Below are 25,058 nucleotides of genomic sequence, written 5' to 3' on the forward strand. Positions count from 1 at the left end.
CGCTGCCGCGCGAGCCGGTTTCGGGACCTGAGACCGGCACCGGGTCGTCTCCGGGCTCAACCTAGACTTGCTCCATGATGTCCACGATCGACCTGCGCGGACGGGTGCTGTCGGCCCGCGAGCTCCGCGGACTGCTGCCGCGGGCCGAGTTCGATGTCGCGGCGGCCGTCGAGACCGTCCGTCCGATCTGTGAAGACGTCAGGCATCGGGGCGCGAGCGCGCTCTACGAGCTGGGGGAGCGCTTCGACGGCGTGCGCCCGACCACCCTGCGCGTGCCGCGGTCCGTGCTCGAGGCCGCCCTCGCCGGGCTCGACCCGCAGGTCCGCGCGGCGCTCGAGGAGTCGGTGCGCCGGGCCCGTATCGTCCACGAGGAGCAGCGTCGCCACGACACCACGACGACGGTCGTGCCCGGTGGCGAGGTCACCGAGCGCTGGATCCCCGTCGACCGGGTCGGCCTCTACGTCCCCGGCGGGCGGGCCGTCTATCCCTCCAGCGTCGTCATGAACGTCGTCCCGGCCCAGATCGCGGGCGTCGGCTCGCTCGCGGTGGCCAGCCCGCCCCAGCGCGAGAACACCGGCGAGTTCGCCGGCTACCCCCACCCGACCGTCCTCGCCGCGTGCGCGCTGCTCGGCGTCGACGAGGTGTATGCCGTGGGCGGCGCCCAGGCGGTCGCGGCCTTCGCGTTCGGCTTCGAGGACGACGGGGACAATGACGGGGCCACTGTCTGCGAGCCGGTGAGCCTGGTCACCGGCCCGGGCAACATCTATGTCGCCGCGGCCAAGCGCTACCTCAAGGGCGTCATCGGGATCGACGCCGAGGCGGGTCCCACCGAGATCGCCATCCTCGCCGACGAGAGCGCCGAGGCCAGCCACGTGTCGGCCGACCTGATCTCCCAGGCCGAGCACGACCCGATGGCCGCGTCGGTCCTGATCACCGACAGCCCACGCCTCGCCGATGCCGTCGCGGCCGACCTCGAGCAGCGCGTCGCCGCGACCAAGCACTCCGAGCGGGTGCGCGAGGCGTTGTCGGGCCGGCAGTCCGGGGTGGTGCTCGTCGACGACCTCGAGGCCGGGCTCGCCGTCGTCAACGCCTACGCGGCCGAGCACCTCGAGATCCAGACGCGCGACGCCGACGCCGTCGCGGCCCGGGTGCGCAACGCCGGCGCGATCTTCGTGGGGCCGCACGCTCCGGTCAGCTTGGGCGACTACGCCGCCGGGTCCAACCACGTCCTGCCGACGGGTGGCTGCGCCTGCCACAGCAGCGGGTTGTCCGTGCAGTCCTTCCTCCGCGGGGTCCACGTGGTCCGCTACACGCAGGCCGCGCTGCGCGAGGTCGCGCACCACGTCGTCACCCTGGCCCAGGCCGAGGACCTGCCCGCGCACGGCGAGGCGGTCCAGGTCCGCCTTGTTGACGGGTCCAGTGTTGACGGGTCCAGTGTTGACGGGTCCGGCGGATGACGGGCATCGAGCACCTGCTGCGGCCAGACCTGCGCGGCGCGACCGCCTACGGCGCGCCCCAGCTCGACGTGCCCGTGCGCCTCAACACCAACGAGAACTCCTACCCGGTCCCGCCCGAGGTTGCCGCCGACCTCACGGCCGCGGTCGCCGCGGTCGCCACCGACCTGAACCGCTACCCGGACCGGGAGTTCACGGACCTGCGGGCCGCGCTCGCGGCATACCTCACGGACACCTCGACCGACCACGCCGTGACGGTCGGCCCCGAGCAGGTCTGGGCGGGCAACGGCTCCAACGAGGTCCTCCAGCACCTGGTCCTCGCCTTCGGCGGGCCCGACCGCACCGCGTTGGGCTTCACGCCGGCCTACTCGATGCACCCGATCATCAGCGGCTCGGTCGGCACGACCTGGGTCGACGGGCTGCGGGGGCAGGGCGGCACGGCGTTCGACCTCACGGCCGAGTCGGCCGTGGCCCAGGTGCGCGAGCACCGACCGCACCTGGTCTTCCTCTGCTCGCCGAACAACCCCACCGGCACCGCCCTTGACCTCGACGTGGTCGAGGCGGTGTATGCCGCGGCGGAACGCGCCGTGGTCGTGGTGGATGAGGCCTACGCCGAGTTCGCCCGGCCGGGCACGCCGAGTGCGCTCACCCTCCTCGCCGGACGCCCGCGGCTGGTCGTCACGCGCACGATGAGCAAGGCCTTTGCCTTCGCCGGCGGCCGGGTGGGCTACCTCGCCGCGGACCGCGCCCTCGTCGACGCGTTGCGCCTGGTGCGGCTGCCCTACCACCTGTCGTCGCCGACGCAGGCCATCGCGGTGGCGGCGCTGCGGCACGCCTCGACGCTGCTCGGCACGGTCGAGGTCATCAAGGCCCAGCGCGACCGGATCGTCGAGCGGCTCGCCGAGCTCGGGTTGGACCCCGTGCCCAGCGACGCGAACTTCGTGCTCTTCGGGGGCCTCGCCGATGCCGCCCAGACCTGGCGCGACCTGCTGGACCGGGGAGTCCTGGTCCGCGACGTCGGCATTCCCCACTATCTTCGTGTCACGGCTGGCACCCCAGCCGAGACCGATGCCTTCCTCGGCGCCATGGCCGAGGTCGCGGCACGGGCCACGGACAGGAGCGCGTTGTGAGCACAGGTGACCGCATCGTGTCGCTGAGCCGGTCGACCTCGGAGTCGAGCGTCGAGCTCGAGCTCAACCTCGACGGCAGCGGCGTCGCCGACATCGACACCGGCGTCCGCTTCTACGACCACATGCTCGCCTCCCTGGCCAAGCACGCGCTCCTCGACCTGCGCGTCAAGGCCACGGGTGATGTCGATGTCGACGCCCACCACACCGTCGAGGACGTCGCCATCGTGCTCGGCGACGCGCTGCGCGAGGCGCTCGGCGACAAGCGCGGCATCTCCCGCTTCGGCGACGCCACCGTGCCCCTCGACGAGGCGCTCGTGCAGGCCGTCGTCGATGTCGCCGGTCGGCCGTACGTCGTCCACACCGGCGAGCCCGAGGGCCAGCAGTACGTCGTCATCGGCGGCACCTACGTCGGTTCGCTCACCCGCCACGTGTGGGAGTCCCTCGCCGGTCGCGCCGGCATCGCCCTGCACGTGCGCGTGCTCGCCGGTCGCGACCCGCACCACATCGTCGAGGCGCAGTTCAAGGCCGTGGCGCGGGCCCTGCGCGCCGCCGTGGCCCGCGACGAGCGCGTCCAGGGTGTCCCCAGCGCGAAGGGCAGCCTCTCCACGTGAGCGTGCCGTGGCAGTCCGCGCGCGACGCGCGTGGGCTGCTCCTCGTGAGCGGCGACCCTGCTCGCGTCGCGGCCTGGGTGCGGCGCGGCCTGGTCGCCTGCCACGTCGTCCCCCTCGGCGGCTGGAGTGCTGTCGTTCCCGCCGAGCTGGCGAGCCGGGCGCGACCGCCGTACGACGACGCGGTCACCGTGCTCGCGTCCCGACCGGTCGCCGCACGTCTGCGCCCGGCGCTGGGGTTCTGGTCCCTGGACGGCCGGGCCGTGGCCACCGTCTCGCCGCGGGGTCTTCGCGCCGGCCAGCGGTGGCTGGTGTGGCAGCCCGGCGAGGGTCCCCTCGACACCCCGGGGCTGGCGTTGGCTCGACCCGGCGACCTGGCGGCCGCGGCGGGCCGGCAGGTGTCGCGGGCCGAGGTCGCGGCGGTGGTCAGCCAGGCACGCGGCGACGCCGGGTCGATGCTCGTCCACCTCATGCAGGTGCTGGCCGTCCCCGGTGCCGACCTGCTCGACGGCCTGCCGGCCGGATCAGGGGACCCCGTCGAACCGAGCGCCAAGGCGGTCGGGCGGTTCGAGTCCCGCGTCGCCGAGGAAGCGCGGCACCGAGCCGAGATGGAAGGTCTGTGAGATGACCCGTGTGGTGGTGTTCGACTACGGCAGCGGCAACGTGCGCTCGGCGGTCCGTGCGCTCGAGCACGTCGGGGCGCAGGTCGAGCTCACGGCCGACCGGGCCGCGGCCCTGGCTGCGGACGGCCTGTTCGTGCCCGGAGTGGGCAACTTCCACGCGTGCCTGGCCGGCCTGCGTGCCGCGGGCGGCCCGCTCGTGATCGAGTACCGGCTCTCCGGGGGGCGGCCGGTGCTCGGGGTGTGCGTCGGCATGCAGGTGCTGTTCGACGGCTCCGACGAGCCGAGCGACCGTCCCCAGCAAGGTCTCGGCGAGTGGCCCGGCACGGTGGCCAGGCTGCACGCCGAGGTGGTGCCGCACATGGGCTGGGCGACTGTGCAGCCGGCGGCTGACACCCACCTGTTCGCGGGCGTGGAGTCCGAGCGGTTCTACTTCGTGCACTCGTATGCCGTGCAGGACTGGACCATGGAGCAGCCCACCGGCGTCTTCGCCGCCGTCGCCCCCAAGGTCACCTGGGCGGAGCACGGGGCACCCTTCGTGGCCGCCGTCGAGAACGGCCCGCTCTCCGCAACCCAGTTCCACCCCGAGAAGTCCGGCGACGCGGGCTTGGCCCTGCTCGAGAACTGGGTGAGGTCCCTGTGACCTCTCCCGGCCAGCCGCGACCCCTGACGACCGCCACCCCGTGAGCCCCCACGACCACCACCCTGGAGACCTGATGACCGCGCCTGCCCGACTCGAACTCCTGCCTGCTGTCGACGTCCAGGACGGTCAGGCCGTCCAGCTCGTCCAGGGCGTGGCCGGCAGCGGGGGCCAGTTCGGCGACCCGTGGACGGCCGCGCTGGCCTGGCAGGAGCAGGGCGCCGAGTGGCTGCACCTCGTCGACCTCGATGCGGCCTTCGGTCGGGGCTCCAACCGCGAGCTGCTGGCCAGCATCATCGGACGGCTGGACCTCAAGGTCGAGCTGAGCGGGGGTATCCGCGACGCCGAGTCGCTGCAGGCGGCGCTCGCCACCGGGTGCCGACGCGTCAACCTCGGCACTGCGGCCCTGGAGGACCCGGACTGGACGGCCCGGGCCATCGCCGAGCACGGCGACCGGATCGCGGTGGGCCTGGACGTGCGCGGCACCACGCTGGCGGCCCGCGGCTGGACGCAGGAGGGCGGCGACCTCTGGGAGACGCTGGCCCGCCTCGACGCCGAGGGGTGCGCCCGCTACGTCGTCACCGACGTGACCAAGGACGGCATGCTCAGGGGGCCCAACCTCGACCTGCTCCACGACGTCTGTGCGCGCACCGACCGCCCGGTGGTCGCCTCCGGCGGCGTCTCGACGCTGGAGGACATCGCCGCGATCCGCGAGCTCGTGGGCGAGGGCGTCGAGGGGGCGATCGTCGGCTCTGCGCTCTACCGCGGCGCCTTCACCCTGCCCGACGCGCTCGACGTGGCGGGCCGACCGTGAGCGGGCACGCCGGCGCCAGCGACTCTGCCGGCATCCCGTTCAGCGGTCGCGGCCTGACCGGCACGGGCTTCGACGGTGACGCGGGCGACGCCGACCCGACGCTCGCCGTGGCACTCGCCAGTCCCGAGCTGGAAGGCGCCCTCCTCGACGCCGTGCAGCGGGCGCGCCTGCTCGTGCCGATCGTGGCCGAACCAGCCGAGGTCGACGACTCCGGCGCACTGACCGTCGAGAAGCAGACCGACCTGGCCGCCGTGACCCTGGTCGCGCCCGACGGCACTCGCGCGCTGCCGGTGTTCTCGTCGCTGGCCGCGCTGGCCGCGTGGGACCCCCAGGCCCGGCCGGTGCCCGTGACGGCGGCCAGGGCAGCGCAGGCCGCGGTGTCCGAGCGCTGCGACGTCATGGTGGTCGACCTGGCCGGCCCGCGCACGGTCGCGCTGCGCCCCAGCATGGTCTGGGCGCTCGCCCAGCAGCGGACGTGGCTCCCGGCCCACGAGGACCCCACGGTGGCCCGCGCAGTCGACGTCGCGGTCGCTGAGCAGCCGCACATCCTGGCGCACGAGCTCGGCCCGGGGGAGCCGGGCGAGGGTGTGCTCCGGGTCAGGTTGCAGCTCGCGCCGGGGCTCGACAGCGCGACGGTCCAGCAGGTCGCGACCGCCATCGGCGAGCGGCTCGCGACCGACGGCGAGATCCGCGCCCGCATCGACGGCCTGGCCTTCTCGATCACCTAGAACCACCCGGGCTCCGTCCCGAGCACGGGTCAGGGTCGGCGGTGCCCTGTCACAGGTGAAATCCGTTTGGCTGGTGTCAGGGGTCGCTGCCACGATGGTCGGGTGCTCCTCGCCGGCTCCCGCTACCGCCGCCTCCTCACCAGCGCCGCGCTGCGGCGGGCGCTGGTCCTGGGCTTCCTGGTGCGCATGCCGATCTTCGCCGGCGGGGTGGTGCTCACCCTCCATGTCGTGACCGCCCTGCACCGGTCGTATGCCGCGGCGGGCCTGGTCTCGGCCGCTGCCACCCTCGCCATCGCCGTGAGCGGCCCGTGGCGCGGGCGCCTGCTCGACCGGGTGGGGCTGCGCCGGGTGGTCGTGCCCTCGATCGTCGTCGGCGCGGGCTGCTGGTCGGTCGCGCCGTTCGTCGGCTACTGGTCGCTGCTGGCGCTGGCTGCGCTCGCCGGGCTTGTTCGTCATCCCGACCTTCTCCATCATCCGGCAGGCGGTCATCGCGGCGGTGCCCGCGGACGACCGGCGCACCGCGATCTCGCTCGACTCGGTGGCGGTCGAGCTCTCCTTCATGATCGGTCCCGCCGCCGCGGTGTGGGCCGCCACCACCTGGCCGACCCGGTGGGTGCTGTTCAGCATCGAGATGCTCGGGGTCGCCGCCGGCATCCTGCTGTGGATGGCCAACCCCGTGCTCCACGACGAGGCTGCCGAGCCGGTCGACGACGAGGGGGTGTCGGTGGGGTCGGCCACGGCGGTGCCGAGGTCGTCCTGGTTCCGCTCCGGGTTCCTGGCGGTGTGCCTCGCCTCGGCGGCGACCACGGTCGTGCTGGGCGGCACCGATCTCGGGATCGTCGCGGCCCTGCGCGACTTCGGGGCGCAGTCCTCGATCGGCTGGGTGCTCGCGGTGTGGGGGTTCGGGTCCCTGCTCGGGGGCCTGGTCTACGGCGGGCTCAAGCGGTCGATCTCGGCCTTCTGGCTGCTCGGCGCCCTTGCCGTGAGCACGGCGCCGATGGCGCTGGCGACCGGCGCCCCGCTGCTCGCGGTGCTGTCGTTCGTCGCGGGGTTGCTCTGTGCGCCCACGATCACCGCGACGGTCGACCAGGTCAGCCGCGTCGTCCCGGCCTCCGCCCGCGGCGAGGCGATGGGCTGGCACGGGTCGTTCATGACCGCGGGCATGGCGCTCGGAGCGCCGCTCGCGGGTTTCGCCATCGACCACCTCGGCTGGGGGGCCGGGTTCGTGCTGGTCGCGGCGGTTGGCCTGGCGGTCGCCGTGGCCGGCGTGGGCGCCACCACGTCGAGGCGTCGGGTCGCCACCCGGCGCGCGGACGCCGCCCTGTCCTGAGCTCAGCGACGCCGAGCCTCAGACGACCGAGCCCCAGACCACCGAGCCTCAGACGACCGAGCCGGTCAGCTTCTCGCCGGGTCCCTGACCCGGCGCGTCGGGGATGACCGAAGCCTCACGGAAGGCCAGCTGCAGCGACTTCAGGCCGTCCCGCAGGGGGAGCGGCGTGCTGGCTGCCGAGGTCGGGCGCGGAGGCCGTGACCAGCCCGGCGAGCGCCGTGATGAGCCGGCGCGCCTCGTCGAGATCGAGGTGCTCCGCGGCATCCGGCCCGTCGGCAAGACCGCACTTGACGGCGGCGGCGCTCATCAGGTGGATCGCCGCGGTGGTGATCACCTCGACGGCGGGCACCTCGGCGATGTCGCGGGTCGCCTGCGCCGTCGGGTCCACGGATGGGTCCACCGATGGGTCCACGGATGGGTCCACGGATGGGTCCAGCGGCTGGCCAGCAACGGCGTGGTCGGGATTGGGAGTTTCGGTGCTCACGCTGGTAGCCTTGCAGATCGACCGGCCGTGCCCACCGTCGGGTGACCTGAGAGGGTGACCCAGCATCGGGCCCGGTGTGCAAGTGAAGCAGCACCTGCTTCCACCCGCGTCGACCAGCTGGTCGCCGGGTTCTGTGGTCACCGAGGCGGTGCCGCGGGCGTGAGCTCGGCGGTATCCATCACCTCGGTGTCTCCGGCATGGATCAGGTGAGGCTTCCCGCGCAACGGCAGCGGGGAGCCTTTCTTCGTTTGCAGCGGCTGGCGGACAGACCTAGCAGAGGAGCACCAACATCAGCGAGCCTCGCATCAACGACCGCATTCGGGTCCCCGAAGTGCGGTTGGTTGGCCCCAACGGAGAACAGGTCGGCATCGTTCGCGTCGAAGACGCGTTGCGGCTCGCCGCCGAGGCAGACCTCGACCTCGTCGAGGTCGCCCCGATGGCCAAGCCTCCGGTCGCCAAGCTCATGGACTTCGGCAAGTTCAAGTACGAAGCAGCACTGAAGGCGCGGGAAGCCCGCAAGAACCAGGTCAACACGGTCATCAAGGAGATCAAGCTCCGCCCGAAGATCGACCCGCACGACTACGGCACCAAGAAGGGCCACGTCGAGCGGTTCCTCAAGGGTGGCGACAAGGTCAAGGTGACGATCATGTTCCGTGGCCGCGAGCAGTCGCGTCCCGAGCTGGGTTACCGCCTCCTGCAGCGCCTCGCCGAGGACGTCATCGAGCTCGGCACGGTCGAGTCGGCGCCCAAGCAGGACGGCCGCAACATGATCATGGTGCTCGCTCCGACGAAGAAGAAGTCCGAGGCGATGGCCGAGCAACGCCGCGCGCGCACCGTGGACACCTCCACGGCGGGCACCAGCGACGACAGCGCGGCCACCCCGGCGCCTGCCGAGGCGCCCCTCGAGACCGCCGCCGAGTAGAGCCAGTAGAGCCCCCCGACCCACCCGCACTTTCCCACAGCAGTTTGCCCAACAGCAGTCACCCAACAGCGAGGAGATCGGCAGCCATGCCGAAGATGAAGACGCACTCTGGTGCGAAGAAGCGCTTCCGGATCACCGGCAAGGGCAAGGTCATGCGCGAGCAGGCCGGCGGTCGCCACCTGCTCGAGCACAAGTCCTCGCGCTACACCCGCTCCATCGCGGGCGACGTCGAGGTCTCCAAGCCGGACGCCAAGAAGGTCAAGAAGCTCCTCGGCCGCTGAGCCGAGCCCCACCACCTGCACAACCGGGCTCACCAACCAGCAGCCTCGGAAGCATTGAGACTTGAAGGAGAACTCACGTGGCACGCGTGAAGCGGGCAGTCAACGCCCAGAAGAAGCGCCGGGTCGTCCTCGAGCGCGCCAGCGGTTACCGCGGGCAGCGTTCGCGGCTCTACCGCAAGGCCAAGGAGCAGGTTACCCACAGCCTCGGTTACGCCTACCGTGACCGTCGCGCGAAGAAGGGCGACTTCCGTCGCCTGTGGATCCAGCGCATCAACGCTGGCGCCCGCGCCAACGGCATGACCTACAACCGGTTCATCCAGGGCCTGAAGGCCGCGGAGATCGAGGTCGACCGCCGCATGCTGGCCGAGCTGGCCGTCTCCGACGAGGCCGCGTTCACCGCGCTCGTCGAGATCGCCCGCGCCAACGTGCCGGCGACCGCCGACGCCAGCGCCTGAGCCCTACTCAGAACACCTCTGAGCACACCACCGAGCGCCGGGACGTGCCCGTGCTGTCCACCCCGCTGACCAACGTCAGGTCCGATCGGGTCAAGGCAGTTCGGGCGCTGTCCCGGCGCTCGGTGCGTGACAAGACGGGTCGGTTCCTGGCCGAGGGGCCCCAGGCGGTCCGCGAGGCGGTGACCCACCACCCGGCTGCCGTCGTCGACCTCTACCTCACCCGCGACGCCGCCACGCGGCATACCGACATCGTGGACGTCGCCTCGGCGGCGGGTGTGCACGTGCACGAGGTGAGCGACGAGGTCCTCGCCGCCATGTGCGAGACCCAGGCGCCGCAGGGCCTGGCTGCCGTATGCCGCGTGCTCACCGCCTCGCTGACCGAGGTCCTCGCGGCGCGTCCGCGCCTGCTGGTGCTCCTGACCAACGTCCGCGACCCCGGCAACGCGGGCACTGTGATCCGGGGGGCGGATGCCGCCGGGGCGGATGCCGTGCTCGTGAGCGACGCCTCAGTGGACGTCTACGCGCCCAAGGTCGTGCGGTCGACGGCCGGGTCCCTGTTCCACCTGCCGGTGGTGACCGGGCTGGCCATCGACCCGACGATCGCCGAGCTCCGGGACGCTGGTATCCGGCTCCTGGCGGCCGACGGTGCAGGCACGGTCCTGCTGCCCGAGTGCGACCTGTCCTCGCCGCATGCCTGGGTCATGGGCAACGAAGCCTGGGGCCTGGAGCCCGAGACCAGGTCTCGGTGCGACGAGGTGGTCCGGGTGCCCATCTACGGCCGGGCCGAGTCGCTCAACCTCGCGATGGCCGCCACGGTGTGCCTCTACGCCTCCGCGAGCGCCCAGAACCACTAAGGTCGGGCCATGGATTTCACCCCGGGGATGCTGCTCGACCCCGAGGCCGCGGGGGTGGCCGCGGAGCTCGTCCCCGACGGGCTGATCTCGGCTGACGAGAACGCCCGCATCCTGTTCCTCAACCAGCGGGCGTCGCGCATCGTGGGGCGGACCAAGGCCGAGCTCGTCGGTGAGGACATCCGCGAGGCGGTCGACCTGCAGGACAGCGACGGGCGCTCGTGGTGGCAGGTGACCGACCCGTGGGACGAGACGGGCCTGAACATCCGGACCGGGCACCGCGAGAAGCTCCTCATGCTGCGCAACGGCCGCGAGGTGCTCGTCACCGCGAAGTACCTGCGTCCGGGCCGCAACCGCCCCGTGAACCGCGTCAACATCATGATGCGGGACGCTCTCTACCGCCGTCGCGCCGAGGCCAACCACGCGGCGCTGATCTCAACCGTCGCCCACGAGCTGCGCTCGCCGCTCACCTCGGTCAAGGGGTTCTCCTCGACCCTGCTGCGTCGCTGGGACCGGTTCACCGACGACCAGAAGCGCCTCATGATCGAGACGATCGAGGCCGACGCCGACCGGGTGACCCGGCTCATCACCGAGCTGCTCGACGTCTCGCGCATCGACGCCGGCCGGCTGCAGATCCGCCCGCAACCCATCAACGTGCACGCGGTGTTCGAGGCCCACGTGGCCCGTGCCGTCGCCAGCGGGCACGAGCCCCACCGGTTCAAGGTCGACATCCAGTCGCCGCTGCCCGAGGTGTGGGCCGACCCCGACCGGCTGGACCAGATCCTGTCCAACCTCCTCGAGAACGCCCTGCGCCACGGTGAGGGGGTGGTGACCCTCGGGGCCGCCTCCGCCGTCCGCGAGACCCAGGAGGCGCTGGCGTCCCGGGGTCACGACGGTCCCGGGGTCGACCTGCTGGTCAGCGACCAGGGCAAGGGCATCGAGCCCAGCCAGCGCGAGCTGATCTTCAGCAGGTTCTGGCACGGGTCGTCCCGGGGCAGCACCGGTTTGGGCCTGTACGTCGTCCGGGGCCTGGTCGAGGCGCACGGCGGACAGGTCGTGGTCGAGAGTGCCCCCGGTGGCGGGGCACAGTTCCGGCTGAGCCTGCCCACGGACCCGCCCAGCTACCTCGCCTGAGCGGTCGGCCCCCCGGCTGAGCAGCCGTCCCTCGGCCGAGTCTCCGGTCCATCGCCTGAGCAGCCGGCGCGAGCAGAGCCAACTGCCTCGAAGCGCCCGCGGGGCGCCCCATAGACTTCCTTGCGCCGAGCCGCCGACCACCAGACTGGAACGAGATGTCCGGACCCAATACCCAGTACGACCCCGTCGAGGTCGCCGCGCTCGACCCTGCCCAGATCGAGCAGGCGGTGGCGCGGGCCCGTGCCGCCATCACCGCCGCGGCCACCCTCGACGAGCTCAAGGCGGCGCGGTTGGCGCACCAGGGGGAGAAGAGCCCGCTCGCGCTGGCGAACCGCGAGATCGGTGCCCTCCCGCCCAGTGCGAAGGCCGAGGCCGGCAAGCGGGTCGGGCAGGCCCGAGGCGAGGTCGCCCAGGCGCTCACCTCGCGTCAGGCGGAGCTCGAGGCGGAGCGCGACCACCGCATCCTCGTCGAGGAGACGGTCGACCTCACGGTGCGCGTGCCGCGTCGCCCCGTGGGCGCTCGCCACCCGATCAGCCTGGTCACCGAGCGCGTCGAGGACATCTTCGTGTCGATGGGCTGGGAGATCGCCGAGGGTCCCGAGGTCGAGTCCGAGTGGCTGAACTTCGACGCGCTCAACATCCCCGCTGACCACCCAGCCCGCCAGGAGCAGGACACCTTCTTCGTCGAGCCCGCGGGCTCCGGGCTGGTCCTGCGCACCCACACCTCTCCGGTCCAGGTGCGCACCATGCTCGACCGGGAGCCGCCCATCTACGTCCTCTGCCCGGGGAAGGTGTTCCGCACCGACGACCTGGACGCCACGCATACCCCCGTCTTCCACCAGTTCGAGGGCCTGGTCGTCGACGAGGGCATCACCATGGCCCACCTCAAGGGCACCCTCGACGCGTTCGTGCAGCGGCTTGTTCGGCGAGGGCATCGTCACCCGGCTGCGGCCCAACTACTTCCCGTTCACCGAGCCCAGCGCCGAGATCGACTGCCGTTGCTGGATCTGTGGCGGCTCCGGCTCCCTCGACGGCTCGACCTGCCGCACCTGTGGAGGGACCGGCTGGATCGAGCTGGGCGGGTCGGGCATGGTCAACCAGCGGGTCCTGCGCGCCGCTGGAGTCGACCCCGACCGCTACACCGGCTTCGCGTTCGGGCTCGGCATCGAGCGCTCGCTCATGCTGCGCCACACCGTCAGCGACATGCACGACATCGTCGAGGGAGACATCCGTTTCTCCCAGCAGTTCGGAATGGAGATCTGATGTACGCGCCCGTCTCATGGCTGCGTGAGCTCGCGGACGTGCCCCCGGCCGCGACCGGCGCCGACATCGCCGCGAGCCTGGTGCGCGTGGGCCTCGAGGAGGAGGGACTTCACGGTGGCGACCTTCGTGGTCCGCTCGTCGTCGGGCGGGTGCTGACGGTGCAGCCCGAGCCGCAGAAGAACGGCAAGACGATCAACTGGTGCACGGTCGACGTCGGCGCGAACGGCCAGCAGCTCACCGAGGGCAAGCCGCAGGAGATCGTCTGCGGGGCCCACAACTTCGCCGTGGGTGACCTGGTGGTCTGCGTGCTGCCCGGGGGAGTGCTGCCCGGGGGGTTCGAGATCTCGGCGCGCAAGACCTACGGCCACGTCTCGAACGGCATGATCTGCTCGGCCAAGGAGCTCGGCCTGGGCGACGACCACAGCGGCATCATCGTGCTCAGCGAGCTGCTCGGCCCCGAGGCCGCCGCCCGGCTCGAGCCGGGCCAGGACGCCATCGAGCTGCTCGGCCTCGCCGACGAGGTCGTCGAGGTCAACGTCACCCCCGACCGCGGCTACTGCTTCTCGATGCGCGGCATCGCCCGTGAGTACGCCCTGTCCAGCGGCGTCGCCTTCCATGACCCGGCTGACCCGGCTGACCCGGCTGACCCGGCCGCAGTCAAGCCCGCCGAACCCACCACGACCGGGTATGCCGTCCACGTCACCGACGACGCGCCGCTCGACGGGCGCCCGGGCTGCGACCGCTACCTCGCCCGCATCGTCCGCGGCGTCGACGTCTCGGCCACCAGCCCCGCCTGGATGCAGAAGCGGCTCACCCAGGTCGGCATGCGCCCGATCTCGCTGCCCGTGGACGTCACGAACTACGTGATGATGCTGGTGGGCCAGCCTCTGCACGCCTTCGACCTCGACACGCTCTCCGGGTCGGTCGGCACCCGCCGGGCCCGACCAGGTGAGAAGCTCACCACCCTCGACGACGTCGTGCGCGCCCTCGACCCCGAGGACCTCCTGATCGTCGACGGAGCCGACACCCCTCTCGCGATCGCCGGCGTCATGGGCGGCGCCTCGAGCGAGGTGTCGGACACCACCGAGACCGTGCTCATCGAGGCGGCCCACTTCGACCCGGTGACCGTGGCGCGGTCCGCACGTCGTCACCGCCTGGCCACCGAGGCCTCCAAGCGCTTCGAGCGCGGAGTGGACCCCGCCGTCACCGCCGCGGCTGCCCAGCTCGCGGTCGACCTGCTGGTCGAGTACGGCGGCGGGACAGCCGATGAGGGCGTCACCGACGTCGACCACCGGGTCCCGCGGGAGCCGTTCGAGTTCGACCTGGCGATGCCCACGTCGTACATCGGCCTGGACTACCCCCGCGACGAGGTCGTGGGCACCCTCGAGGCGATCGGCTGCCAGGTCACCGCGGGCGGGTCCGACCGCACGGTCCAGGTGTTGCCGCCGACCTGGCGTCCCGACCTGACCACGGGTCCCGAGCTCGTCGAGGAGGTCGCCCGCGTCCGTGGCTACGACCAGATCCCCTCGGTGCTGCCCCAGCCCAAGTCGGCCGGCCGCGGTCTCACCCACGGCCAGCGGATCCGTCGGGTCGTGGCCACGACCCTCGCCCACCAGGGGCTCGTCGAGGTCCTGAGCTACCCGTTCGTGGGTCGTGACCTCTTCGACCGGCTGGGGTATGCCGCCGAGGACCCCCGGCGAGCCGCGGTGGCCCTGGCCAACCCGCTCTCCGACGAGGCGCCGCTGCTGCGCACCTCGGTCCTCGACACCCTGCTCGACACCCTGCGGCGCAACGTCGCCCGCGGCGCTCGGGACGCCGCCGTCTACGAGGTCGGCCTGGTGACCAGGGCGCTCCCGCAGCCGGTCCGGGCGCCTGTGCCGGGCATCGAGTCCCGACCCGACGACGCGACCCTCGCTGCCCTGCTCGCCGCGGTGCCTCCGCAGCCGCGCCACGCGGCATACGCGGCCAGCGGCGACCTCGAACCCGCAGGTCCTTGGGGGCCCGCGCGCAAGGCCGACGCGGCTGATGCCGTGGGCTGGGCGCTCGCGGTCGCGCGGTCGGTCGGGCTCGACCTGGTCGTCAGCGCCGCGGACCGTGCTCCGTGGCACCCGGGTCGCTGCGCGCAGCTGGCCCTGGCCGATGGCACGGTCGTCGGTCACGCCGGCGAGCTCCACCCCAAGGTCGTGGCAGCGCTCGACCTACCCCCACGCACCGTGGCCGGCGAGCTCGACGTCGACGTGCTCGTCGCGGCCACCGGTGAGCCGGTCCAGGCCTCGGCGCTGTCGACCTATCCCGTCGCGCACACCGACGTGGCCCTCGTGGTCGACGAGCGGGTCGCGGCCGCCGCGGTCGAGTCCGCCCTGCGCGCGGCGGCGGGCGAGAGCCTCGAGACGGTGGTGCTCTTCGACGTCTACCGCGGCGAGCAGGCCGGCGCGGGCAAGAAGTCGCTCGCCTACCGCCTCACCTTCCGGGCACCCGACCGGACCCTGACGACCGACGAGGTCAGTGCCTTGCGCGACGCTGCCGTGGCCAGCGCCGGGTCGGCGACCGGGGCAGTCCAGCGATGACGCCGGTGGGCGCCGGCGCGCCCGTTGCCATCGTCACGGGCGCGTCGCGGGGGATCGGTGCCCACCTGGCGACGGCGCTCGAGGGCGCCGGGTATGCCGTCGAGCGCGGCTCCCGCGCGGTCGCCGAGGTAACCGACCGGGCCGCCGTGGACCGCTGGGTGTCCGACATCGTCGCCCGGCACGGCCGGATCGACCTGCTCGTGAACAACGCGGGCGTCATCGACGCCGAGGTGCCCCTGCTGGAGAGCGACCCCGACGAGTGGTGGCAGACCGTCGAGGTCAACCTGCGCGGTCCCTACCTCGTGACGCGGGCGGTCCTGCCCCACCTGGTCGCGGCCGGGTCTGGCCGGATCGTCAACATCAACTCCGGCGCCGCCTACCACAATGGCGACGCCGCGACGGCCTACAACGTCTCCAAGGAAGCCCTGGCGCGCCTCACAGCCGCGACCAGCCTCAACGTGGGGCGCGGGGTGAGGGCCTTCGACCTCGCGCCAGGGGTCGTGCGCACCGACATGACGCAAGGGGCGGTCGCCCACCGCGACCGCACCGAGTGGACCGAGCCGGAGACCGTCACGCAGCTGCTGCTCGCGCTCGCCAGCGGCGAGCTCGACGCCTGGAACGGTCGCCTGGTGCGGGCCGGGGTCGACACCCCGGCCTCGTTGCAGGAGCGGGCGGCGGCGGGCCTTCCCGAGGCCGCTCGGACCCTCGGGCTGATCCGGTGGGGTGGCGACGACCCGCTGAGCTAGTCCGTGCATGAATTCCCATGAGCCTGTATAGTCATGCACATGATTCGGGCAGCAGTGGCCGGCGCGAGCGGCTATGCCGGCGGCGAGATCCTTCGCCTCCTGCTCTCGCACCCCGAGGTGGAGATCGGCGCAGTGACGGCGGGCTCGAGTGCGGGCCAGCGCCTCGGCGACCTGCACCCCCACCTGATGCCGCTGGCCGACCGTTTGGTCCAGGACACCACGCTCGAGGTGCTCGCGGGTCACGACGTCGTCTTCCTGGCGCTGCCGCACGGCCACTCCGCCGCGCTCGCGGCGCAGCTGCCTGAGCAGGTCACGGTGATCGACTGTGGCGCAGACTTCCGGCTTCGTGACGAGACGGCGTGGACCAGCTACTACGACACGCCGTATGCCGGCTCCTGGGCCTACGGCCTGCCCGAGCTGCTCGCAGCCGGCTCCAAGCAGCGGGTCGCCCTCACGGGTCAGCGGCGGGTCGCCGTGCCCGGGTGCTACCCGACGGCCGTCAGCCTCGCGCTGGCGCCGGGGTTTGCCGCGGGCGTGCTCTCACCGCAGGGCGTCGTCGTCGTGGCTGCCTCCGGCACCTCGGGGGCGGGCAAGTCGCTCAAGCCCCACCTGCTGGGCAGCGAGGTGCTCGGAGCGATGTCGCCGTACGGCGTGGGCGGCACCCACCGGCATACCCCCGAGATCGAGCAGAACCTCACCGCCGCGGGCGGCGCCGACGTCCGCGTCTCGTTCACCCCGACGCTCGCCCCGATGGCCCGAGGCATCCTCGCGACCTGCACGGCCGCACTGGCGACCGGGGCGGACCCCGCCGCCGTTCGCGCCGTGTGGCTGGAGGCCTACGCCGACGAGCCGTTCGTCCACGTGCTGCCCGAGGACCAGTGGCCGTCCACGGCGGCAGTCTTGGGCAGCAACAACGTCCAGCTCCAGCTGGCCGTCGACGAGCGCGTGGGGCGCGTCGTCGTCGTGGCCGCGATCGACAACCTCACCAAGGGCACGGCAGGTGCCGCGGTGCAGTGCCTGAACCTCGCCCTCGGGCTTCCGGAGACGGTCGGCCTCCCGGTCGCGGGGGTGGCGCCGTGAGCCTGCCCCTGCACCTGATGCGGCACGCCGACCAGGTCGCGTTCGCGCGGCTGCCCGCCGGCGAGGAGCCCGGCTGGGACTGGCGCAGCGGCCCGCTCGCCTCGATCACCTACACCGACAGCGAGACCTCGGTGGTCTGCGCCTTCGCGTCCGTCCCGACGGGGGTGGTGGTGCAGGGCCCGCTCACCGCCTTCGAGATCGCAGGGCCGCTCGACTTCACCATGGTCGGCGTCCTGTCGGGGCTCCTCGAGCCACTGGCCCGTCAGGGCATCAGCATCCTGGCCCTCTCGACGTTCGACACCGACTGGATCCTCGTCGACACGGCACGCAGCGAGGACGCCCAGGCCACCTGGAAGCGCACGGGCAACACCGTCGCGCCGGCTCGTCTCACCGGAGGTGCATCATGAGCGTCACCGCCGCTGCCGGGTTCCGGGCCGCGGGCGTGGCTGCCGGGCTCAAGACCAGCGGCGCGCCGGACCTCGCGATCGTCGTCAACGACGGCCCCGAGCACCACGCGGCAGCGGTCTTCACGAGCAACCGCGTCGAGGCCGCACCGGTGACCTGGTCGCGCCAGGTGGTACGCGACGGGCGGGTCGACGCCGTGGTCCTCAACTCCGGTGGGGCGAACGCCTGCACCGGCGCCCAGGGCTTTGCCGACACCCACGCGACTGCCGAGCGCGTCGCCGAGGTGCTCGACCTGTCGGCGGGGGACGTGGTGGTCTGCTCGACGGGGCTGATCGGCGAGCTCCTGCCGATGCCGTCCCTGCTCGAGGGGGTCGACCGCGCCGCCGAAGTGCTGAGTCCCGACGGCGGGCTGGACGCGGCGGTGGCGATCAAGACCACCGACACCGTGCCGAAGGTCGCCGTGGCCACTCGTGACGGGTGGACGGTCGGGGGCATGGCCAAGGGTGCCGGCATGCTCGCCCCTTCGCTCGCCACGATGCTCGTGGTCATCACCACCGATGCCGTCGTGCCAGCCGAGGAGCTCGACGCGGTGCTGCGGGCGGCCACGGCTGCGACGTTCGACCGGATCGACTCCGACGGCTGCCAGTCGACCAACGACACCGTCCTGCTGATGGCCTCCGGCGCCTCGGGCACCCCCGTCACCGCCTCCGAGCTCGCGGGCGCCGTCACCGAGGTCTGTGCCAGCCTGGCGCGCCAGCTCATCGCGGACGCCGAGGGCGCCAACCACGACATCGCGATCGAGGTGCGCTCCGCGGCCGACGAGGCCGATGCCCTCGAGGTGGCGCGGTCGATCGCCCGGAACAACCTGTTCAAGTGCGCCGTCTTCGGCAACGACCCCAACTGGGGGCGAGTGCTGGCGGCCGTCGGCACGACCCGCGCGGCGTTCGACCCGGCTCGCCTCGACGTCGCGATCAACGGCATCCAGGTGTGCCGGGGCGGCGGGGTGGGGGAGGACCGCACCCTGGTCGACCTGACCCCACGCGAGGTGCACGTGGTCGTCGAGCTGCACGCCGGCCAGGTTGCCGCCACCGTCTGGACCAACGACCTCACCCACGAGTACGTCCACGAGAACTCGGCATACTCCTCATGAGCGCGCCCACTGCGGACACCGCTGCCAACACCGCTGCGAACACCGCTGCCAACACCGGGAAGAACACCGTCCGGGGCCACATCGGCGCGGCCGCCCTGCGCGTCGCCCAGGGCAAGGCCCAGACCCTCGTCGAGGCACTGCCCTGGCTCGAGCGGTTCCGTGGGGCCCTTGTCGTCGTCAAGTACGGCGGCAACGCCATGGTCGACGACACCCTCAAGGCGGCCTTCGCGCAGGACGTCGCCTTCCTTCGGTATGCCGGCCTGCGTCCGGTGGTCGTGCACGGCGGCGGTCCGCAGATCGCTTCGATGCTCGACCGGCTCGGGCTGCACAGCGAGTTCCGCGGGGGCCTGCGGGTCACCACGCCGGAGGTCATGGACGTCGTCCGCATGGTGCTGACCGGCCAGGTCGGCCGCGAGCTCGTCGGCCTGCTCAACCAGCACGGTCCGGTGGCAGTCGGGTTGTCCGGCGAGGATGCCGCGTTGTTCGGCGCGCGCCGCCGTGGCACGCAGGTCGACGGCGAGACGGTCGACCTCGGGCTCGTGGGCGACGTCGAGACGGTGAACCCCGGTGCGGTGCAGGACATCCTCGACGCCGGACGGATCCCCGTCGTGTCGACGGTCGCACCCGATCTCGACGTCGACGGGCAGGTCCTCAACATCAACGCCGACACCGCCGCGGCTGCGCTCGCCGTCGCGCTCAGGGCGCACAAGCTGGTCATGCTCACCGATGTCGAAGGCGTCTACGCGAACTGGCCCGACCGGGACTCGCTGCTGTCCTCACTGTCCGTCAGCGGCGCGCGAGACCTGCTGGAACGCGTCGACGCGGGCATGATCCCCAAGCTCGAAGCCTGCATCCGCGCCGTCGACAACGGGGTCCCGCAGGCCCACGTGATCGACGGGCGCCACCCGCACTCGCTGCTGCTCGAGGTGTTCACCTCCGAGGGCATCGGCACGATGATCGTCCCCGACGATCCCCCTGAGGAGGCGGCCGACTGATGGTGTCGCGCAACGACGAGCTGCTCGAGCGTTACCGGCGGTCGGTGATGGGAGTCTTCGGCCTCCCACCGCTCGTCCTGTCTCACGGCGACGGGTGCTACGTGTGGGATGTCGACGGACGTCGCTACCTCGACCTCGTGGGCGGCATCGCCGTGAACGCCCTGGGCCACGGCCACCCGGCCCTGGTCAGCGCGATCAGCAAGCAGGCCGGCGAGGCCATCCACATCTCCAACCTCTTCACCTCCGAGGCGCAGATCGCCCTGGCAGAGCGGCTGATCGGCATCGCCGGTGCCCCCGAGGGCTCCGCGGTCTTCTTCGCCAACTCCGGCGCCGAGGCGATCGAGGCTGCCATCAAGCTGAGCCGCCGCACCGGTCGCTCCGGGCTGGTTGCCGCCGAGGGCGCCTTCCACGGCCGCACCACGGGAGCCCTCGCGCTCACCCACAAGGCCGCCTACCGCGAGCCGTTCGAACCCCTGATCCCCGGCGTTGTGCACGTCCCCTACGGCGACGAGGAGGCCCTGCGCGCTGCGGTCGGCCCCGACACCGCCGCCGTGGTGCTCGAGCCGCTCCAGGGTGAGGCCGGTGTGCTCAGTGCCGGCACGGCATACCTGCGCCTCGCCCGTGAGCTGACCCGCGAGCACGGAGCCTTGCTCGTCCTCGACGAGATCCAGACCGGGATCGGCCGCACCGGGACGTGGTTCGCGTTCCAGCAGGCAGGCATCGTGCCCGACGCCATCACGGTGGCCAAGGGCCTGGGCGGCGGCGTGCCCATCGGGGCCCTGGTCGCGTTCGGACCCACCGTGGCCGGTCTGCTGACGGCCGGTCAGCACGGCACGACCTTCGGCGGCAACCCGCTGGCCGCCAGCGCCGGCCTTGCGGTGATCGACACGATCGAGGAGCAGGGGCTGCTCGCCCACACGGCGAGCGTGGGGCAGCACTTCGCGGATGCCGTGAGCGCCCTGGGTCATCCGGAGGTCACCGGGGTGCGCGGGGCGGGCCTGCTCCGCGCGGTGACCCTCGCGCACCCGGTGGCAGCCCAGGTGGCCGTCGCTGCCCGGGAGGCCGGTTTCATCGTCAACCCCGTCGCCCCCGACGCACTGCGGCTCGCGCCGCCCCTGGTCGTCACGGCGGACCAGCTCGACACCTTCGTCGCGGCCCTGCCGGGGCTCCTCGAATCCGTCTCGACCCCGAAGGACCAGTCATGACCGTGCGCCACTTCCTCCGCGACGACGACCTGAGCGCGCAGGAGCAGGCCGTCGTGCTCCAGCGTGCCCGTGAGCTCAAGGCGGCGCCGTTCTCGCGTCGCCCGCTCGAGGGACCGCAGCTGGTCGCCGTCCTGTTCGACAAGCCCACGCTGCGCACCCAGGTGTCGTTCACCGGGGCCATCGCCCACCTCGGCGGCCACCCACTCGTGGTGGACGGCACGCTGGCCCAGGTGGGGCAGCGGGAGTCGATCGCCGACACCGCGCGGGTGCTGGGGCGCCAGTCGGCCGCCATCGTCTGGCGGACCTTCGGCCAGGACCGGATCGAGGAGATGGCCGCGTTCGCGGGCGTACCCGTGGTGAACGCCCTCACCGACGAGTTCCACCCGTGCCAGATCCTCGCCGACCTCCTCACGATCTCCGAGCAGAAGGGCGACCTGGCCGGACGGACCCTGGGCTACGTCGGCGACGGTGCCAACAACATGGCCCACTCCTACCTGCTCGGCTGCGCGCTCGCCGGCATGCACGTGCGCATCGGCACGCCGGCCAGCCACCAGCCCGACGCGGCGATCCTGGCCCGCGCGACGGCGCTCGCACACGCCCAGGGCGGCTCGGTGCTGGTCACCGCGGCCGCCGAGGAGGCCGTCAGGGGTGTCGACGTCGTCGTCACGGACACCTGGGTGTCGATGGGGATGGAGGCGGAGAAGGGCGACCGTCAGGGCCGCTCCAGCCCGTTCGCCCCGTTCGCCGTCACCAGTGCGCTCATGGCGCAGGCGGCGCCGGACGCGATCTTCCTGCACTGCCTGCCGGCCTATCGAGGCATCGAGGTGGAGGCCGCGGTGATCGACGGGCCGCAGTCGGTGGTGTGGGACGAGGCCGAGAACCGCCTGCACGCCCAGAAGGCCGTCCTGTCCTTCCTGCTCGAGGGCGCCTGATGACCATCGCCGCCAGCCGCACCGGCCGCCAGCGCCGGATCGTCGAGCTGCTCAGCAGGAACGCCGTGCGGTCACAGACCCACCTGCTCGGGCTGCTCGCTGAGGACGGCATCGAGGTCACCCAGGCGACCCTGTCGCGCGACCTCGTCGAGCTCGGGGCCGTGAAGATCCGCGCCGGCCGGGCGCTCGTGTACGCGCTTCCCGGCGAGGGGGGCGACCGCACCGCGCGCCCGGCTCCAGCCCCGGACGAGCTCAGCGACCGGCTGCGCCGGGTGTGTGAGGAGCTCCTCGTCACCGCCGAGCCGTCCCACAACCTCGTGATCCTGCGGACGCCGCCGGGCGCCGCCAGCTTCCTGGCCTCCGCCATCGACCACTCCCAGCTGGCCGACGTGCTCGGCACCATCGCCGGTGATGACACGATCATGGTGATCACGACCGGCACGCCGGCCAGCCAGCGCACGGCCGGCCACCTGCTCGCGCTCGCGGGCACCCGCGACTGACACCACGGCATACCACGCCACGGCATCCCTAGCCGCACACCAAGGAGACCTCCCTGTGACCCACGATCCCTCCGCAGCGCCCGACCGGGTCAGCCTCTGGGGCGGCCGGTTCGCCGGAGGGCCAGCCGACGCGTTGGCGGCCCTGAGCAAGTCGACCCACTTCGACTGGCGGCTGGCCGCGTACGACCTCGCGGGCTCGCGCGCCCACGCCCGGGTCCTGCACCGAGCAGGCCTGCTCGACGACCAGACCCTCGCGGCCATGCTGGACGGTCTCGAGCGGCTGCGCGTCGACGTGGAGTCCGGTGCCTTCGGTCCGGCGCCCGACGACGAGGACGTGCACACGGCCCTCGAGCGAGGACTCATTGAGCGCGCGGGCACCGAGGTCGGTGGCCGCCTGCGCGCTGGGCGATCCCGCAACGACCAGGTCGCCACGTTGTTCCGGATGTACCTGCGTGACCACGCCCGGTCGGTCGCCGCGCTGGTCCTCGACGTCGTCGACGCACTGGTGGGGCAGGCGCGCGAGCACCTGGGCGTGGCCATGCCGGGCCGCACGCACCTGCAGCACGCCCAGCCGGTCCTGCTGTCCCATCACCTGCTGGCCCATGCCTGGGCGCTGCTGCGGGACGTCGAGCGGTTCCAGGACTGGGATCGCCGGGCCGCCATCTCGCCCTACGGGTCGGGCGCGCTCGCCGGCTCGTCCCTGGGCCTGGACCCCGAGGCCGTGGCCGCAGACCTGGGCTTCCACGGGTCGGTGGAGAACTCCATCGACGGCACGGCCTCGCGGGACTTCGTCGCGGAGTTCGCGTTCGTCGCGGCCATGACGGCCATCGACATCTCGCGACTGGCCGAGGAGGTCGTGATCTGGGCGACGAAGGAGTTCTCCTTCGTGACGCTGGACGACGCGTACTCGACCGGGTCGAGCATCATGCCGCAGAAGAAGAACCCGGACGTCGCCGAGCTGGCCCGGGGCAAGGCCGGGCGGCTGGTCGGCGACCTGGCCGGCCTGCTGACCACGTTGAAGGCCCTGCCGCTCGCCTACAACCGCGACCTGCAGGAGGACAAGGAGCCGGTGTTCGACGCCGTCGACACCCTCGAGGTCCTGTTGCCGGCGTTCAGCGGCATGGTCGCGACCATGGTCTTCGACACCGAGCGGCTCGCCACCCTGGCGCCGCAGGGCTTCTCGCTGGCGACGGACATCGCCGAGTGGCTGGTGCGGCAGGGGGTGCCGTTCCGGATCGCCCACGAGGTGGCTGGAGCGTGCGTCCGGGCGTGCGAGACGCGGGGGATCGAGCTGTGGGACCTCAGCGACGCGGACCTCGGCGAGATCTCCGAGCACCTCACCCCCGGGGTTCGTGAGGTGCTCAGCGTCGAGGGGTCGCTGGCCTCCCGGAGTGCCAAGGGCGGAACCGCGCCGGTCCGGGTGGCCGAGCAGCTCGAGCGCGTCGCGGCCCTGTCGGCGAAGACGCGCGCGTGGGCCGCAGCCCCCGTCGCGGTGCGCTGACGTCGCCTGCTCCCAACACTGACCTCTCGTCGGAACCTGAGGCGGGTTGGCCCCGATTCGCCACGACCCCGAACCCATCGGCCATTGTCCGAGAAATAACGACGGGCTCACGCTAGGTTCGCCTCTGTGGGTCACTGGGGACCCGCACGCCTGACGACAAGGACGGTGCCATGGGTGTCAGTGAGGACCTCACGGCGGCTGCGGGTCACGTGGCCGGCCTTCGACGCGCGGTGACTGCGCTCACCAAGGACTTCGGCAACACGATCGACGTCCAGCGCCTGCGCGACGACGTCGTCCGGCTGGCCGACGACGTCGACCTCGTGGCGCGGGCGGCCGGGGTCGGGTCGCAGGACCGCGCGGGTGGTCCGGGCGAGATCGTGTTCATCCCCGACGAGGACTACGACCCCGCCATGTGGTCCGACGCCGACGACGAGCTCGGCCCGCACGGTGGCTGACCTCGACCTCAGTCGGGGCGTGCAGGCGCCGGGCCGGGCCCGCATCGCGGCACGCACCCTGCGCGGGGACCGCTGGTGGCTGCAGCCCCTGGTGACGTTCGTCTGCTTCACCGCGTGGCTGCTCTACGGGCTGGTCCGCGCCAGCACCCAGAAGGACTACTTCGTCGCCGACTACGGCTATCTCACGCCGTTCGCCTCGCCCTGCCTGTCGACGTCCTGTGTGCCGGGCTCGTCCCACTTCGGCACACCGTTCGGCCAGTGGCCCCCGCTGGTTCCGTTCGCGGTGCTGACCCTCCCGTTCCTGCTGCTCTTCCGCCTCACCTGCTACTACTACCGCAAGGCGTACTACCGCTCGTTCTGGCTGAGCCCGCCGGCCTGCGCGGTGGCCGAGCCCCACCGCGCCTACTCGGGCGAGACGCGGTTCCCCCTCGTCGTGCAGAACCTCCACCGCTACTTCTTCTATGCCGCGGTCGTCGTCTCGCTGATCAACACCTACGACGTCCTGCACGCTTTCCGCGGCAAGGACGGCAGCTTCGGCATCGGGTTGGGCACGCTGGTCCTGCTCGTCAACGTCGTGCTCCTCTGGTGCTACACCCTGGGCTGCCACTCCTGCCGCAACATCGTGGGTGGGCGGCTCAACCACTTCAGCCGGCACCCGTGGCGCTACCGGGCCTGGGGCTGGGTGGGCAAGCTCAACGCCCGCCACATGCAGTTCGCCTGGATCACCCTGGGCAGCCTGGTGGTGACCGACGCGTACGTCGCGCTGGTCTCCTCGGGTGCGTTCTCCGACCTGCGGTTCGTCAACTAG

Annotated in this window: 26 protein-coding genes and 2 pseudogenes; 27 read left to right on the plus strand and 1 reads right to left on the minus strand. The window is 72.3% G+C overall.

Annotated elements, in window-relative coordinates:
- The first annotated feature begins 74 nt into the window (after nucleotides 1-74).
- The 8 genes from hisD to GKE56_RS03130 all read left to right on the plus strand — a co-directional run bounded on the left by hisD (nucleotide 75) and on the right by GKE56_RS03130 (nucleotide 7,324).
- Complete coding sequence (gene hisD / locus GKE56_RS03095; protein WP_154683309.1) at nucleotides 75-1,457, plus strand: histidinol dehydrogenase; 1,383 nt, start codon at nucleotides 75-77, stop codon at nucleotides 1,455-1,457.
- Complete coding sequence (locus GKE56_RS03100; protein WP_154683310.1) at nucleotides 1,454-2,584, plus strand: histidinol-phosphate transaminase; 1,131 nt, start codon at nucleotides 1,454-1,456, stop codon at nucleotides 2,582-2,584. The genes hisD and GKE56_RS03100 overlap by 4 nt, the downstream gene beginning before the upstream one ends.
- Nucleotides 2,581-3,195, plus strand: coding sequence for an imidazoleglycerol-phosphate dehydratase HisB (gene hisB / locus GKE56_RS03105; protein ID WP_154683311.1), 615 nt, complete (start codon nucleotides 2,581-2,583; stop codon nucleotides 3,193-3,195). The genes GKE56_RS03100 and hisB overlap by 4 nt, the downstream gene beginning before the upstream one ends.
- On the plus strand, nucleotides 3,192-3,815 hold the full coding sequence (locus GKE56_RS03110; RefSeq protein WP_154683312.1) for a hypothetical protein: 624 nt from the start codon (nucleotides 3,192-3,194) through the stop codon (nucleotides 3,813-3,815). Before hisB ends, GKE56_RS03110 begins: the two co-directional genes overlap by 4 nt.
- 1 nt (nucleotide 3,816) lies before the next feature.
- Complete coding sequence (gene hisH, locus GKE56_RS03115) at nucleotides 3,817-4,455, plus strand: imidazole glycerol phosphate synthase subunit HisH (protein WP_154683313.1); 639 nt, start codon at nucleotides 3,817-3,819, stop codon at nucleotides 4,453-4,455.
- Nucleotides 4,456-4,528: 73 nt separating this feature from the next.
- Entirely contained in the window at nucleotides 4,529-5,266 is a 738-nt protein-coding gene (gene priA, locus GKE56_RS03120; protein ID WP_154683314.1) for a bifunctional 1-(5-phosphoribosyl)-5-((5-phosphoribosylamino)methylideneamino)imidazole-4-carboxamide isomerase/phosphoribosylanthranilate isomerase PriA, read from the plus strand.
- Nucleotides 5,263-5,994 carry an SseB family protein gene (locus GKE56_RS03125; protein ID WP_154683315.1) on the plus strand — a complete coding sequence of 244 codons (732 nt, stop codon included), beginning with the start codon at nucleotides 5,263-5,265 and terminating at the stop codon, nucleotides 5,992-5,994. Before priA ends, GKE56_RS03125 begins: the two co-directional genes overlap by 4 nt.
- A gap of 445 nt (nucleotides 5,995-6,439) precedes the next feature.
- Nucleotides 6,440-7,324, plus strand: a complete 885-nt coding sequence (locus tag GKE56_RS03130) for an MFS transporter (protein ID WP_230209149.1) — start codon at nucleotides 6,440-6,442, stop codon at nucleotides 7,322-7,324.
- A gap of 48 nt (nucleotides 7,325-7,372) precedes the next feature.
- On the opposite strand, the pseudogene GKE56_RS18085 reads toward GKE56_RS03130, so the two are convergent.
- A pseudogene (locus GKE56_RS18085) lies at nucleotides 7,373-7,874 on the minus strand (DUF1844 domain-containing protein).
- Nucleotides 7,875-8,097: 223 nt separating this feature from the next.
- Here GKE56_RS18085 and infC point away from each other — a divergent pair.
- The 19 genes and pseudogenes from infC (at nucleotide 8,098) to GKE56_RS03225 (ending at nucleotide 25,058) form a co-directional block, all read left to right on the plus strand.
- Nucleotides 8,098-8,730 carry a translation initiation factor IF-3 gene (infC, locus tag GKE56_RS03140; RefSeq protein WP_154683316.1) on the plus strand — a complete coding sequence of 211 codons (633 nt, stop codon included), beginning with the start codon at nucleotides 8,098-8,100 and terminating at the stop codon, nucleotides 8,728-8,730.
- An 86-nt stretch (nucleotides 8,731-8,816) separates the two neighbouring features.
- On the plus strand, nucleotides 8,817-9,011 hold the full coding sequence (rpmI, locus tag GKE56_RS03145; protein ID WP_154683317.1) for a 50S ribosomal protein L35: 195 nt from the start codon (nucleotides 8,817-8,819) through the stop codon (nucleotides 9,009-9,011).
- A gap of 77 nt (nucleotides 9,012-9,088) precedes the next feature.
- On the plus strand, nucleotides 9,089-9,466 hold the full coding sequence (gene rplT, locus GKE56_RS03150; protein WP_154683318.1) for a 50S ribosomal protein L20: 378 nt from the start codon (nucleotides 9,089-9,091) through the stop codon (nucleotides 9,464-9,466).
- A 53-nt stretch (nucleotides 9,467-9,519) separates the two neighbouring features.
- Complete coding sequence (locus GKE56_RS03155) at nucleotides 9,520-10,320, plus strand: RNA methyltransferase (protein ID WP_154685583.1); 801 nt, start codon at nucleotides 9,520-9,522, stop codon at nucleotides 10,318-10,320.
- 9 nt (nucleotides 10,321-10,329) lie between these two features.
- A complete protein-coding gene (locus GKE56_RS03160; RefSeq protein WP_230209151.1) occupies nucleotides 10,330-11,451 on the plus strand; it encodes an ATP-binding protein in 1,122 nt (373 codons plus the stop codon).
- Nucleotides 11,452-11,606: 155 nt separating this feature from the next.
- A pseudogene (locus GKE56_RS17785) lies at nucleotides 11,607-12,302 on the plus strand (phenylalanine--tRNA ligase subunit alpha); the annotation flags it as partial.
- A 67-nt stretch (nucleotides 12,303-12,369) separates the two neighbouring features.
- A complete protein-coding gene (locus GKE56_RS17790) occupies nucleotides 12,370-12,714 on the plus strand; it encodes a hypothetical protein (protein WP_255424987.1) in 345 nt (114 codons plus the stop codon).
- Nucleotides 12,714-15,281, plus strand: a complete 2,568-nt coding sequence (gene pheT, locus GKE56_RS03170) for a phenylalanine--tRNA ligase subunit beta (protein WP_154683319.1) — start codon at nucleotides 12,714-12,716, stop codon at nucleotides 15,279-15,281. The genes GKE56_RS17790 and pheT overlap by 1 nt, the downstream gene beginning before the upstream one ends.
- Entirely contained in the window at nucleotides 15,278-16,027 is a 750-nt protein-coding gene (locus GKE56_RS03175) for an SDR family NAD(P)-dependent oxidoreductase (RefSeq protein WP_154683320.1), read from the plus strand. The genes pheT and GKE56_RS03175 overlap by 4 nt, the downstream gene beginning before the upstream one ends.
- 39 nt (nucleotides 16,028-16,066) lie before the next feature.
- On the plus strand, nucleotides 16,067-17,107 hold the full coding sequence (argC, locus tag GKE56_RS03180) for an N-acetyl-gamma-glutamyl-phosphate reductase (RefSeq protein ID WP_154683321.1): 1,041 nt from the start codon (nucleotides 16,067-16,069) through the stop codon (nucleotides 17,105-17,107).
- Nucleotides 17,104-17,514, plus strand: coding sequence for an ACT domain-containing protein (locus tag GKE56_RS03185; protein WP_230209152.1), 411 nt, complete (start codon nucleotides 17,104-17,106; stop codon nucleotides 17,512-17,514). Before argC ends, GKE56_RS03185 begins: the two co-directional genes overlap by 4 nt.
- Nucleotides 17,511-18,662: a bifunctional glutamate N-acetyltransferase/amino-acid acetyltransferase ArgJ gene (gene argJ, locus GKE56_RS03190; RefSeq protein ID WP_154683322.1), complete on the plus strand. Its 1,152-nt coding sequence runs from the start codon at nucleotides 17,511-17,513 to the stop codon at nucleotides 18,660-18,662. The genes GKE56_RS03185 and argJ overlap by 4 nt, the downstream gene beginning before the upstream one ends.
- A complete protein-coding gene (gene argB, locus GKE56_RS03195) occupies nucleotides 18,659-19,657 on the plus strand; it encodes an acetylglutamate kinase (RefSeq protein ID WP_154683323.1) in 999 nt (332 codons plus the stop codon). Before argJ ends, argB begins: the two co-directional genes overlap by 4 nt.
- On the plus strand, nucleotides 19,657-20,862 hold the full coding sequence (locus GKE56_RS03200) for an acetylornithine transaminase (RefSeq protein ID WP_154683324.1): 1,206 nt from the start codon (nucleotides 19,657-19,659) through the stop codon (nucleotides 20,860-20,862). Before argB ends, GKE56_RS03200 begins: the two co-directional genes overlap by 1 nt.
- Nucleotides 20,859-21,794: an ornithine carbamoyltransferase gene (gene argF, locus GKE56_RS03205; protein WP_154683325.1), complete on the plus strand. Its 936-nt coding sequence runs from the start codon at nucleotides 20,859-20,861 to the stop codon at nucleotides 21,792-21,794. Before GKE56_RS03200 ends, argF begins: the two co-directional genes overlap by 4 nt.
- Nucleotides 21,794-22,294, plus strand: coding sequence for an arginine repressor (locus GKE56_RS03210; protein WP_154683326.1), 501 nt, complete (start codon nucleotides 21,794-21,796; stop codon nucleotides 22,292-22,294). Before argF ends, GKE56_RS03210 begins: the two co-directional genes overlap by 1 nt.
- A 55-nt stretch (nucleotides 22,295-22,349) precedes the next feature.
- Nucleotides 22,350-23,795, plus strand: coding sequence for an argininosuccinate lyase (argH, locus tag GKE56_RS03215; RefSeq protein ID WP_154683327.1), 1,446 nt, complete (start codon nucleotides 22,350-22,352; stop codon nucleotides 23,793-23,795).
- A 170-nt stretch (nucleotides 23,796-23,965) separates the two neighbouring features.
- Nucleotides 23,966-24,250: a hypothetical protein gene (locus tag GKE56_RS03220; protein ID WP_154683328.1), complete on the plus strand. Its 285-nt coding sequence runs from the start codon at nucleotides 23,966-23,968 to the stop codon at nucleotides 24,248-24,250.
- Complete coding sequence (locus GKE56_RS03225; RefSeq protein ID WP_154683329.1) at nucleotides 24,243-25,058, plus strand: hypothetical protein; 816 nt, start codon at nucleotides 24,243-24,245, stop codon at nucleotides 25,056-25,058. The genes GKE56_RS03220 and GKE56_RS03225 overlap by 8 nt, the downstream gene beginning before the upstream one ends.

Source organism: Nostocoides sp. HKS02 (genome assembly GCF_009707485.1).
GTDB lineage: Bacteria > Actinomycetota > Actinomycetes > Actinomycetales > Dermatophilaceae > Pedococcus.

Coding starts and splice junctions, on each gene's coding strand:
- hisH (WP_154683313.1), top strand. CDS start 3,817: ATGACCCGTGTGGTGGTGTTCGACTACGGCAGCGGCAACGTGCGCTCG.
- argC (WP_154683321.1), top strand. CDS start 16,067: ATGATTCGGGCAGCAGTGGCCGGCGCGAGCGGCTATGCCGGCGGCGAG.
- GKE56_RS03220 (WP_154683328.1), top strand. CDS start 23,966: ATGGGTGTCAGTGAGGACCTCACGGCGGCTGCGGGTCACGTGGCCGGC.
- argB (WP_154683323.1), top strand. CDS start 18,659: ATGAGCGCGCCCACTGCGGACACCGCTGCCAACACCGCTGCGAACACC.
- argF (WP_154683325.1), top strand. CDS start 20,859: ATGACCGTGCGCCACTTCCTCCGCGACGACGACCTGAGCGCGCAGGAG.
- priA (WP_154683314.1), top strand. CDS start 4,529: ATGACCGCGCCTGCCCGACTCGAACTCCTGCCTGCTGTCGACGTCCAG.
- GKE56_RS03200 (WP_154683324.1), top strand. CDS start 19,657: ATGGTGTCGCGCAACGACGAGCTGCTCGAGCGTTACCGGCGGTCGGTG.
- GKE56_RS03175 (WP_154683320.1), top strand. CDS start 15,278: ATGACGCCGGTGGGCGCCGGCGCGCCCGTTGCCATCGTCACGGGCGCG.
- GKE56_RS03210 (WP_154683326.1), top strand. CDS start 21,794: ATGACCATCGCCGCCAGCCGCACCGGCCGCCAGCGCCGGATCGTCGAG.
- rpmI (WP_154683317.1), top strand. CDS start 8,817: ATGCCGAAGATGAAGACGCACTCTGGTGCGAAGAAGCGCTTCCGGATC.
- pheT (WP_154683319.1), top strand. CDS start 12,714: ATGTACGCGCCCGTCTCATGGCTGCGTGAGCTCGCGGACGTGCCCCCG.
- hisD (WP_154683309.1), top strand. CDS start 75: ATGATGTCCACGATCGACCTGCGCGGACGGGTGCTGTCGGCCCGCGAG.
- GKE56_RS03160 (WP_230209151.1), top strand. CDS start 10,330: ATGGATTTCACCCCGGGGATGCTGCTCGACCCCGAGGCCGCGGGGGTG.
- argJ (WP_154683322.1), top strand. CDS start 17,511: ATGAGCGTCACCGCCGCTGCCGGGTTCCGGGCCGCGGGCGTGGCTGCC.
- GKE56_RS03100 (WP_154683310.1), top strand. CDS start 1,454: ATGACGGGCATCGAGCACCTGCTGCGGCCAGACCTGCGCGGCGCGACC.